The 12,631-nt window shown below is 47.9% G+C and carries 5 protein-coding genes; all 5 read left to right on the top strand.

Annotation, left to right across the window (positions count from 1 at the left end):
• The first annotated feature begins 90 nt into the window (after positions 1-90).
• The 5 genes from AB4027_RS10915 (at position 91) to AB4027_RS10895 (ending at position 12,628) form a co-directional block, all read left to right on the top strand.
• Positions 91-1,407 (top strand): ABC transporter permease subunit, encoded by a 1,317-nt coding sequence (locus AB4027_RS10915; protein ID WP_368645354.1) that lies wholly within the window; start codon positions 91-93, stop codon positions 1,405-1,407.
• Positions 1,407-2,285, top strand: a complete 879-nt coding sequence (locus tag AB4027_RS10910) for a sugar ABC transporter permease (protein WP_245751919.1) — start codon at positions 1,407-1,409, stop codon at positions 2,283-2,285. The genes AB4027_RS10915 and AB4027_RS10910 overlap by 1 nt, the downstream gene beginning before the upstream one ends.
• Positions 2,286-2,388: 103 nt before the next feature.
• Entirely contained in the window at positions 2,389-8,178 is a 5,790-nt protein-coding gene (locus AB4027_RS10905) for a pullulanase (RefSeq protein WP_368645353.1), read from the top strand.
• A 623-nt stretch (positions 8,179-8,801) separates the two neighbouring features.
• Complete coding sequence (locus AB4027_RS10900; RefSeq protein ID WP_368645352.1) at positions 8,802-10,466, top strand: alpha-glucosidase; 1,665 nt, start codon at positions 8,802-8,804, stop codon at positions 10,464-10,466.
• 455 nt (positions 10,467-10,921) lie between these two features.
• Positions 10,922-12,628, top strand: a complete 1,707-nt coding sequence (locus AB4027_RS10895) for an alpha-glucosidase (RefSeq protein WP_368645351.1) — start codon at positions 10,922-10,924, stop codon at positions 12,626-12,628.
• Positions 12,629-12,631 lie beyond the last annotated feature (3 nt).

Genomic DNA, 12,631 nt, shown 5'->3' with positions numbered 1-12,631 from the left:
TTCATCTTAGTTATTTATGTGTATAGAGCTGATTCAGTCAACTCTTTAGACATAAGTGACTGCTATAGGGAGAGTAGAAGGAGAGAGATTATGGCTAGTAACGAGAATCAAAATAAACCGTCTCAGACTCGGGTGAAGAATCTGGACCACAGCCCCAAAAAGGCGATGCTGTTGTCGATCATTCCGGGTATGGGTCAAATATATAATAAACGAAAACTGAAAGGGATCGCGTTGTTCATACTGTTTGCCGCATTCGCATTCGTGATGTTTGATTTTGTCGCATCCGGACTGCAGGGGCTCATCACTCTGGGAACAGAGGCACGTGTGGATGATTCACGTGTGTTCATGATCGAAGGGATCCTGGCACTGCTCTTCACTGTTTTCTATGCGGCACTCTACTGGGTCAATATTCAGGATGCAAAAAATGAAGCACAGAAAATCAGAGACGGCTGGACTCCCGGAGGGGTGATGGAAAACTTCCGCAATTCCTGGGATACCGCTTTTCCGTATGTCCTGATCGGTCCCGGATTTGCCCTCCTAGTGTTTGTCGTCATCCTGCCGCTTTTATTTATGGGTTTTTTAGCTTTTACCAACTATAACTTATACAATGCACCACCGCGCAGCCTGCTTCAGTGGGTCGGCTTTGAAAACTTTATTCGTCTTGTTACGTTATCAGAATGGCGTGATACCTTTCTCAGTGTTCTGACCTGGACGATTACCTGGACATTCGTTGCAACCACACTGCAGATCGCTCTGGCGATGTTCCTGGCTATCCTGACCAACGATAAGCGGATAAAATTCAAGAAACTGATCCGTACCGTACTGATCCTGCCGTGGGCTGTGCCCGGCTTTGTTACGATCATCATTTTCTCTGCCTTGTTCAATGACAACTTTGGTGCGATCAACACAGACATCATTCAGCCCTTATTCAATACGACGATACCCTGGATGACAGAAGTCATGTGGAGTCGGATCGCCATCATCATGATCCAGGTCTGGCTCGGGTTCCCGTATGTTTATGCGTTGTTCTCCGGAGTCCTTCAAGGAATATCCGATGACTGGTATGAAGCGGCAGAGATGGATGGTGCATCGCGCTGGCAGAAATTTACAAACATCACGTTCCCGCATCTGATGTTTGCGACAGGTCCGCTGCTCTTGACGCAGTATACCTTCAACTTCAATAACTTCAATATTATTTACCTGTTCAACGAAGGGGGACCAGCTGTCCGCGGACAGAATGCCGGCGGAACAGATATTCTGATCTCCTGGGTCTATAATTTGACCTTTACTAACTCGCAGTTTAGTATGGCTGCTGCCATTTCGCTGATCCTGGGTATTATCGTCGCGACCTTCGCATTCTTCCAGTTCAGACGCTCACGTTCATTCAAAGAGGAGGGTAACATGTAATGAAAAAACTTTTCACTAAAATGCGCGACAGACAATACAGCCGCAAAGAAAAAAGCCGCTTTGAAGTTGCTCTCATCTACTTCATCTTGGCGATCATGTTTGTCATCATCGCTTACCCGCTTTACTGGGCTTTTGCGATGTCGATGAATACGACAAGCAATCTTTACACAGCGTCGCTCTCTCCGGAGACCTGGTCGCTGGACAATTTCAGATGGCTGTTCACTAATCCGCGGAGTGATTATTTACTCTGGTACAGAAACACCTTATTCGTATCGACTGTCGTGACAGTCGTGACCACACTGACAGTCAGTTTTGTCGCTTATGCTTTTTCCCGTTACCGGTTCAAAGGACGCAAGAACGGTTTGTATGCCTTCCTGCTCCTGCAGATGTTCCCGGTACTGATGGCTATGGTGGCTTTGTACATCCTGCTTAATATCGTAGGACTGTTAGATAACTTATGGGGTCTGATCCTCATTTATATCGGCGGAGGGATCCCGATGAATGCCTTCCTTGTTAAAGGCTACTTTGATACCTTGCCGAAATCACTGGATGAATCAGCCAAGATGGACGGGGCCGGTCACTTCAGGATCTTTTTCCAGATCCTTCTGCCGCTGGCTAAACCGATTTTATCCGTGGTTGCCTTATTCAACTTCATGACACCGTTCATGGACTTTATCCTGCCGCGGATCGTTCTGAGAAGTCCAGAGAACTTTACCTTAGCGCTGGGTCTTTACAACTTCGTTAATGCGCAGTTCTCAAACAACTTCAGCCGTTTTGCCGCCGGTGCCGTACTGATCGCTGTACCGATCGCTACGGTCTACCTGATGCTGCAGAAATATCTTATTTCTGGACTGGCATCGGGTGCAACAAAAGGGTAACACTTATAACACAATTCCATACTCTCCTTACGTTTGTTTGTGGGGAGAGTTTCTTTTTGCCGAAAATGAGAGCGTTAACACTAAAACTATAGGGGAGAATCACATGAACAGAAAAACGAAACCTGCTTTATCCGCATTCTTTGCGGTCGTTCTGCTTTTCCAGACGTTAGCTAATGTCTTTCCATTTGTCACGCTGGTCCAGGCTGAAGAAAGCCGGACGGTCCGGATACATATGGAAACAGAATCCATCGCCAACGACTTGTCTCTGTGGCTGTGGGGAGATGTCGTTACCCCATCGGACGCTAACGGCAACACTTGGCCGAACGGCTCGCTGTTCTCTGAAGAACTGACCACTGATTTCGGCTACTATCAGGATGTAGAGATCATCGACGAGGCCCAGGAGATCGGTTTTGTGGCTGTTTACGGCGACGGGACCAAGTACATCGAAGCGGACCTGACTGCAGAGATCCATGCCCAGGTCGACGAGATCTGGGTCAGTTCAGACGGATCGATCTCGTATTTTGAACCCGTCGATTTTGAGACACCGACCCTTCGCGTGCATTACTTGAACGATTCGGTAAATTATGACGACCTCGGTGTCTGGTTCTGGGGCGATGCCCCCGATCTGCCGCAGGACTGGCCGACAGATGCGGTACCTTTCTCAGCCGATCAGGTCGGTAAGCATGGAGCTTATGTTGATATTCCCGTCAATGCAGATGCGGGAAGCCTGGGCTTTCTGATCGTTGACCGTACGCAGGACGATGTAAAACTGACGGGCGATCTGTCTTTTGACGCCTTCGACACACAGAATCAGGTCTTTGTCACCGATGAAAAACCTGACCAGGCTTTTACGAATCCTTTTTATCTCTCTGAAACAACAGAAGAAGAGACTCCTGAAGAATCAGAAGGCACAGCTGACATCACTTTAGAAGCTGCTGTCGACCGCTCATTCGATTACAACGAACACGGACTTCTTGATGTCACGATAACGAACAACTCAGATCTGGCTATCGACCGTATCGAGGCGGATGCCTCAGCGATCGGCGGTCCAAGCGACCTGGCTATCTCGCCTGAACTCAACCGAGTCACTTTGTCAGCTGACCATACCGTTCAGCCGGGGACCTATACGATCCCTGTCAGTGTCTGGGACGAGAACAACGGACGCTACAGCACACAAGCAGACGTGACGATCGAAGCCAGAAACAAGGCTGAAGGCGAGCGCGACTGGGATGAAGAGATCATTTACTTCATGCTGACAGACCGCTTTGCAGACGGCGACAAATCGAACAATGATCCGTACGGTCTGGATTACGCAAACGCAGATAATCCGCGCGGTGCATACCAGGGCGGGGACTTCAAAGGGGTCACCGAAAATCTGGACTATCTGGATGACTTAGGCGTATCAACGATCTGGGTGACACCGATCGTCGAAAACGTTGCACATGACGTCAATACGGATGTCCCAGAAGGCGCTTATTATGCCTACCACGGCTACTGGGCGCAGGATTTTGAAGAGTTGAATCCGCACCTGGGTACCCTTGACGAGTTTCATACCCTGATCGATGAAGCGGCAGCCCGCGACATCAGCATTATGGTCGACGTGGTGCTGAATCACGCAGGATACGGCATGCATCCATCCGACACTATGGAAAATGCTCCGGAAGGGTTCCCGACAGATGAAGACCGTCAAGTCTTTGACGGCATGCTGAGAGAGACTTCCGGCGGCGGGGATCTGAAAATGGAATTATCCGGTCTGCCTGATTTTGAAACAGAACGTCAGGAAGTCCGTGAGCAATTGGTTGAATGGCAGTCTTCCTGGATCGAAAAATCAACGACGGCACAGGGCAATGCTATTTCAGGCTACCGCGTTGATACCGTCAAGAACGTCGACGATACGACCTGGCAGTACTTTAAAAATGAATTAGTCGAAAAAGACCCGTCCTTCAAACTGATCGGGGAAGCATGGGGCGCGAACTACATCAGCGACCAAGGCTACCTTGAGACAGGCATGATGGACAGTCTGCTTGACTTTGGCTTCAAGAATGTGGCAGCTGCTTTCGCCGGAGGGAATCTGGAAACAGCCAACGATACGCTGATCAAGCGTAACGCCAGCCTTTCAAGCAATGCAACCCTGGGACAGTTTTTAGGCAGTCACGACGAAGACGGCTTCCTGTATTCTCAAGGCAACGATGAAGGGAAACTGAAACTAGCCGCATCCCTGCAGATGACAGCTAAAGGTCAGCCCGTCATTTACTACGGGGAAGAACTGGGTCAAAGCGGTGCCAACAACTGGCCGGAATATGACAACCGCTATAATCTTGACTGGGACCAAGTCGAAAACAACGGGGTTCTGGACCACTATCAGAAGCTGCTATCATTCAGAAACGATAACAGTGAACTGCTGGCACGCGGGGACCGTGAAACCTTCTTGGGCTCAAATGATGACGAATGGCTGATGGTGGAACGTTCACTTGAAGATGAATCTGTCTACATGGCCTTCAATGTCTCGGAAGAACCGCAGACCATCACAGTGGAAACGACTACAGCTGAAGCTCAGCTGACCGATCACTATTCACTTGAAACCATGCAGGCAATGGAAGAGGACGGGACTTACAGCCTGACCTTTACGATCCCAGCCCTTTCAGACGGCGGGACGGCGCTTTTGACTATCGAAAACGGCGAACTGGTCTCTGAAGAAGTCAGTGTACCGGGAGAAGATGGACAGACAGAAGAAAAGGAAGTGGCGGACGGCTTTTTTCGTCTCCATTTTGAAAGCCTTCCGTCAACTGATCCGGAAACTCTGGGTCTTTGGATTTGGGAAGATGTAGCGGCTCCTTCAGAAAACTGGCCGACAGGCGCCTTGTCATTCGGTGATGCTGTTGAAACAGACTACGGCTATTACCTGGACATCGAACTGGCAGAGAATCCTGAACTGATCGGCTTTTTGATAAATGATACAACAGGTGCCAATCTGACAGAGGAGATGAGCGTCCGTCTCCTGACTCCTAATATGAATGAAGCCTGGGTAGATGCGGACTATGCAATCTATCCCTACGAACCTCTGGCTGACGATGTTTTACGAGTCAATTACAGTCGTCAAAACGAAGATTATGACGGCTGGGCACTTTGGACATGGGAAGATGTCCTTGAACCAACGACTGACTGGCCAACTGGCGCGCATGATCTCGATACATTCGGCGACGACGGCGCTTATTTCGATGTGCCGCTTTCTGAAGATGCTGGTTCTGTCGGCTTCCTGTTCTTGAACAAAGAATCAGGTGAACAGTCCGGGAATTACATGTTTACAGAAGCAGCCGAACACACACAAGTCTTTATTAGAGAAGGTGACGAAACGATTTATACGAATCCGTACTATGCCAGCCAGGCGGGCATGGACAGAGCCGAACTGATTTCTGAAACAGAAACCCTCGTCTTCTTCCATACGGTCGAAGGGCTAACAGAAGAGACAATCAGAGAAAAACTGGCACTGACAGACGGCAATAATGAAGCAGTGACGATCGATGCGATCAGTATCGATGCAGAAAAAAATGCAGTCACTTTGACCGGTGATTTTTCAGTAGCGAACGCTCCTTATACCGTCAGCTTTGACGAGAAATCAGTCGACGCACTGATGGGCTGGCGACTGAAAGATGCCCTGTATGCCTATGACGGCGAGTTGGGACTTGATTTGAGAGAAGACGGAACAGCTACACTCAAAGTCTGGTCGCCAAGTGCGGATGACGTCCGTGTCGTCCTTTATGACAAAGACGATCAAGATACTGTCGTTAGTGACGATATCCGAATGACTGCAAAAGATTCCGGTGTCTGGGAAGTTGAACTTAATGCCGACACGACGGGGATCGACGATCTCACAGGCTATTACTACCACTTTGCGATCGAGCGCGACGGCGAGACCGTGCTGGCACTAGACCCTTATGCCCGTTCGATGGCCGCCTGGAACAGCAGTGATCCGGACAGCACGATCGGCAAAGCGGCGATTGTGAATCCGAGCCAACTTGGACCGGAACTGGATTACGCCAATATCAACGGTTATGAAAAACGCGAAGATGCGATCATTTATGAGATCAATGTCAGAGACTTTACGTCTGACCCCGAGATCGCTGATGAACTAAACAGTCAGTTCGGTACGTTCAGCGCCTTTGTGGAGAAACTGGACTACATCGAAAGTCTGGGCGTGACCCATGTCCAGCTGCTGCCAGTGATGAGCTACTTCTTCGCCAATGAATTTGAAAACGGCGAAAGACTGCTGGACTATGCCTCAACAGACACAAACTATAACTGGGGCTATGACCCGCAGAGCTACTTCTCCCTGACAGGGATGTATTCGGAAAATCCGGAAGATCCTGAAAAACGCATTGAAGAATTCAAGAATTTGATCGCTGAGATCCACGAGCGCGATATGGGTGTCATCCTAGACGTGGTTTACAACCATACGGCACGCACAAGTATTTTCGAGGATCTTGAACCGAATTACTACTACTTCATGGATGCAGACGGCACGTCACGCGAAAACTTTGGCGGCGGACGTCTGGGAACGACCCATGCGATGTCCCGCCGGATCCTCGTCGATTCGATCACATACTGGGTGGAGGAATTCAAAGTCGATGGCTTCCGCTTCGACATGATGGGCGACCATGACGCAGAAAGTATCCAGATGGCTTACGATGAAGCGAAAGCATTGAATCCGAACATCCTGATGATCGGTGAAGGCTGGCGCACGTTTGCCGGTGACGAAGGTTACGAAGATGTTATGCCGGCTGACCAGGATTGGATGCAGCACACGGACGGCGTCGCTTCCTTCTCAGACGACATGCGAAACGAACTGAAATCCGGCTTCGGCAGTGAAGGCGAACCGCGCTTCCTGACAGGTGGAGCCCGTTCAGTCCAGCGTATTTTTGATAACTTGACCGCAAATCCTGAGAACTTCACAGCTGATGATCCGGGCGACGTTGTTCCTTATATTGCCGCTCATGACAATCTGACGCTGCATGACGTGATCGCTCAGTCGATCCAGAAAGACCCGGCTCTGCATGAAGAAGAGATCCACGAACGTATCCGTTTAGGCAACCTGATGGTCCTGACGGCACAAGGTACACCGTTCATTCATGCCGGTCAGGAATACGGCCGCACCAAGCAGTTCCGTGATCCCGACTTCATTGAACCCGTGTCTAGCGATTTGGTCCCTTACAAGTCGACCTTCATGACTGATTCTGACGGCGAACCGTTCGAGTATCCGTACTTCATTCATGATTCCTACGACTCAACGGATATCATCAACCGCTTTGACTGGAATAAGGTGACGGATGAAGATACCTATCCGGTCCACACCCAGACGAAAGACTATACTGCCGGACTGATCGCACTGCGTCGCAGCACGGATGCCTTCAGTAAAGGAACGATGGAAGAGATCGCTGAAATGGTGACCTTAGTCGACGTACCTGAAGTGGCAGACAATGATCTGGTCATCGTCTACCGTGCCGAAGATTCAAACGGCGACAGCTACCTTGTCATGGTCAATGCAGATGATAAAGAACGTACACTGACCCTGGATACGGACTTGACTGACGGGTATATCCTGGTTGACGGCAAAGAAGCCGGCACACGTCCGGTCAGCGATCCGGAAGGTGTCGAAATTTCTGAAAACACGGTCACACTGGATGCTTTGACTGCTTCAGTCGTCTTGTTTACAGAAAGAGACCTGACTGAAGAACCTGAACATCCTAGTGATTCAGCACCTGGAAAACAGAGCGGTCACCCACGTGAATACGCGCCTGGCCAGCAAGACGGTCACCCGCGAGAATACGCACCGGGAAGACAGACCAAACCTGAGAAAGATGATCCGAGCAGCAAAGCGCCGGGTCAAAATAAGTAAATAAATTTCGATGACGAAAGCTCTGGCTGATGCCAGAGCTTTTTTCTATGATCAGGGCTTCTAAGAAGGATAATAGTCGTCCCTGGACGACTATTGACACTTTTATAGGGCAAAAAGTTAGTATAACTGGAACTCGTGGGGAAATTGTTGATGAGTTCCCGGTAGTGGAGCCGATAACCGTAACTCGGCAGGCGATAGTGATCTGAGTACCTGAAATAGAGGCGTATAGCCTGAACTGGAACGATAAACCTCAAGCGAGTTCCTGGTATAAGCGCTGATAACCGTAACTCGGCAGCCAATAGTGATCTGAGTACCTGAAATAGAGGCGTATAGCCTGAACTGGAACGATAAACCTCAAGCGAGTTCCTATTATAAACGCCGATAACCGGAACTTGCTTGGGGAATGGTCCATGAGTTCCGCAAATAAGCGTGGGGAGGCTCAGGAACAGCTGCCTTTCAAAGGCGTTCACTTACAGGACTGATAACGATAACAGGTATATTAATGTTGAATGAATCGCTTTCAGGCTATAATATAAGTTAAGGTATAATAAATGTTGGTTATCTGGAAAAGCTTAACCAGATAGAAGGATAATAGTGATCACATAGGGGAGAGAAAAAGAGAAATGAATGAAAAATGGTGGAAAGAAGCCGTCGCTTATCAGATCTACCCGCGCAGTTTTTATGATTCCAATGGGGATGGGATCGGTGATCTGCAGGGGATCATTCAAAAACTTGATTATTTACAAGACTTGGGAATTGACGTTATATGGATCAATCCGGTCTATCAGTCGCCTAATGATGATAACGGCTATGATATCAGTGATTTTTACGCGATCATGGATGAATTCGGCACCATGACAGACTTTGATGAGCTGCTTGAAGAGGTACATAAGCGCGGAATGAAAATCATCCTGGATCTGGTGATAAATCATACATCAGACGAACACGAATGGTTTATAGAGTCCCGTTCATCCAAAGATAACCCATACCGCGATTTTTATATCTGGCACCCGGGCAGGCCGGATGGTTCTCTGATCAACAACTGGGAATCGTTTTTTGGCGGATCTGTCTGGGAGTATGACGAACAGACGAAGGAATACTACATGCATATCTTTTCGAAAAAACAGCCTGATTTAAACTGGGAAAATCCTCAGGTACGAGAGCACCTGTATGAAATGGTCAACTGGTGGCTCGATAAAGGCATCGATGGCTTTCGCGTCGATGCGATCACACATATTAAAAAGAGAGAAGGCTTTCCTGATCTGCCAAACCCGCTCAATAAAATGTACGTCCCTTCAAATGCCGGACATGCCAATCAGCCTGGAATTGATACGTTTTTGTCCGAACTTGTTGAAAGGACAGTTAAAAACTATGATGTCTTGACAGTCGGAGAAGCCGGCGGTGCTGGATTTGAAGACGCGAGACACTGGGTAGGGGAAGAAGACGGTTATTTTAATATGATCTTTCAATTCGATCATCTTGGATTGTGGAAAGCTAAAGACGGCAAACTGGATATGGAAGCGTTGAAGAGAGCCATGACGAAATGGCAGAAAGGGCTTGAGGGGCAAGGCTGGAATGCGCTCTATATAGAGAATCACGATCAGCCCAGAAGTGTCTCGACCTGGGGCGATGATACGGATATGAGAAAAACGTCCGCAAAAGCCTTCGCAACCTTCTATTTCTTTATGCAGGGGACTCCCTTCATCTATCAGGGTCAGGAAATCGGCATGACGAATGTGCGTTTTGACTCTATTGAAAAGTACAATGATACCGGCCTGAAAAATATGTATGACTATGAAACGAAGAATGGAATGTCTCATGAGGAAATGATGACGTATATCTGGATAAATGGGCGGGACAATGCACGAACGCCGATGCAATGGTCTAATGAACCCAACGCCGGCTTTACGACCGGGACGCCATGGTTTAGTGTAAACCCCAATTATCCGGATATCAATGTCGAAGAAGCGGTAAATAATCCGGATTCGATAGTTAATTACTATAAAAAAATGATTGAACTGAGAAAAAGTACGCCGGCCCTTATTTATGGGGCATACGAACTGATCGCAGAAAACCACCCGCACGTTTTTGCGTATCTCAGACTATATAAGGATAAGCGTTATGCTGTGATCGTTAATCTGTTCAATGAACCCGCTGAAATCAGTCTGGATGATGATCTGATGATCGAAGAGCTCCTGTTGTCGAATTACTCTTCTATGGATCCATTGAATAATACTATGCAGCTGGAACCCTATGAAGCACGCCTGTATAGGCTGTCGAATCAATAAGCATCATAGAAACTGTCGAAGAAAAAGCGGAGTAACTGGTGTTGAGATAACAGAGAAAGCTCGGTTATCATCACCTCTGATAGAAGGATGATAACTGTAAAGAATAATCAGCAAGTTGAGAAAGGTTCCTGCCAAAGGCGGGAACCTTTTTGCGTTATATAAATATAAAATCCTTTTGTCATAGGCGATGTCCAGATGGTTAGAAGACTAAAGGTGAACGTCGATCAGCTATCAGTAAGTGATGGTCGTTCACCCATAGACCAAGTGAACCGTTCAGTCCAGAATTCGTCTATGTTTCATTTATACAACCTGATACCGTTAACAACGGAATAAGTATTGAACGTATCTCAGCCAGACTATAAGATAGGTGATGTTGCAGAAAAAATCACGGAGATCTAGACAAGTTAAACTGAACAGAAAAATAGTAACGTTTACATAGGAGAGTGAAGAATGAGATGAAGAAACAATGGTGGAAAAAAGCCGTGGCGTACCAGATATATCCGCGCAGTTTTTTTGATTCCAATGGCGATGGGGTCGGTGACCTTCGCGGGATCATAGAAAAGCTTGATTACATAAAGGACCTGGGCATCGATGTGATCTGGGTCAGCCCGATCTATCAGTCGCCCAATGATGATAACGGATACGACATCAGTGACTACCATGCGATCATGGATGAATTCGGTACCATGAGAGACTTTGACGAGCTGCTGGAAGAGACCCATAAGCGCGGCATGCGTATCATTATGGATCTCGTCATCAATCACACGTCGGATGAACACGACTGGTTCGTCGAAGCCCGGTCATCAAAAGACAGCCCATATAGAGACTATTATATCTGGCATCCGGGGACACCCGATGGTTCCGATATCAACAACTGGGAATCGATCTTCGGCGGTTCGGTCTGGGAGTATGACGAGCAGTCCAAAGAGTACTATATGCACGTCTTTTCAAAAAAACAGCCGGATCTGAACTGGGAAAATGCGGAAGTCCGCGAGAAATTGTATGAAATGGTGAACTGGTGGTTGGACAAAGGGATCGACGGCTTCCGTATCGATGCAATATCGCACATCAAGAAGAAAAACGGCTTTCCGAATATGCCGAATCCTTTGAATAAAAAATACGTGCCATCTTTTGATGGACACATGAACCAGTCCGGGATCGATCTGTTTTTATCAGAATTTGCTGAACGGACGCTGAAAAACTATGATGTCATGACGGTCGGTGAAGCGAATGGTGTAACGATAAAGGATGCAGACCGATGGGTAGGCGAAGAAAGCGGATACTTCAACATGATCTTCCAGTTCGAACATCTGGGGCTCTGGGGATCGAATGGTGACGGTCTGGATATCCATGAACTGAAAGAAGTGATGACCCGCTGGCAGCGCGGTCTGGACGGTCGCGGTTGGAATGCCTTGTTTATCGAAAACCACGATCTGGCCCGTTCTGTATCGACCTGGGGCAATGACAGCGACCTGAGAAAGACATCGGCCAAAGCACTGGCCACCTTCTACTTCTTCATGCAGGGCACGCCTTTTATTTATCAGGGACAGGAGATCGGCATGACGAATGTCCAGTTCGATTCGATCGAGGACTATGATGATGTCGGCATGAAAAACATGTATGCGATAGAAACGGAGAATGGACAAACGCATGACGAGATCATGGCCTACATCTGGAAAAACGGGCGCGATAATTCGCGGACACCGATGCAGTGGTCCAATGAACCAGAAGCCGGTTTCACGACAGGCACGCCGTGGTTTGGTATAAATCCAAATTATCCCGATATCAATGTCGAACAGGCGCTGAACGATCCGGATTCCATTTACTACTACTATAAAAAGATGATCCAGATGCGTCGAACCACACCCACGCTGATCTACGGGCACTATGAACTGATCGCCAAAGAACATGATCATGTCTATGCCTATTTGAGATCGTTTGACGGCGTGGAATATGCTGTCATCGTGAACCTTTTCAATCAGTCAACATCGCTTGACCTGACGGAAGAACTGGAACTTGGTGAGATGAAACTGAGTAATTATAAAGTGAGAGATGAATTAAATACGCGCATGGTATTACGTCCTTATGAAGCACGGGTATATAAAGTAGCCAAACAGAAAGTCTGGCACGATCCAAACTACTATACTCTGGACAACAAATAATTA

Source organism: Alkalibacterium putridalgicola (genome assembly GCF_040959045.1).
Lineage (GTDB): Bacteria > Bacillota > Bacilli > Lactobacillales > Carnobacteriaceae_A > Alkalibacterium > Alkalibacterium putridalgicola.
The sequence above is the reverse complement of the archived record's forward strand: the minus strand, read 5'-3'. Positions and strand labels throughout refer to the sequence as shown.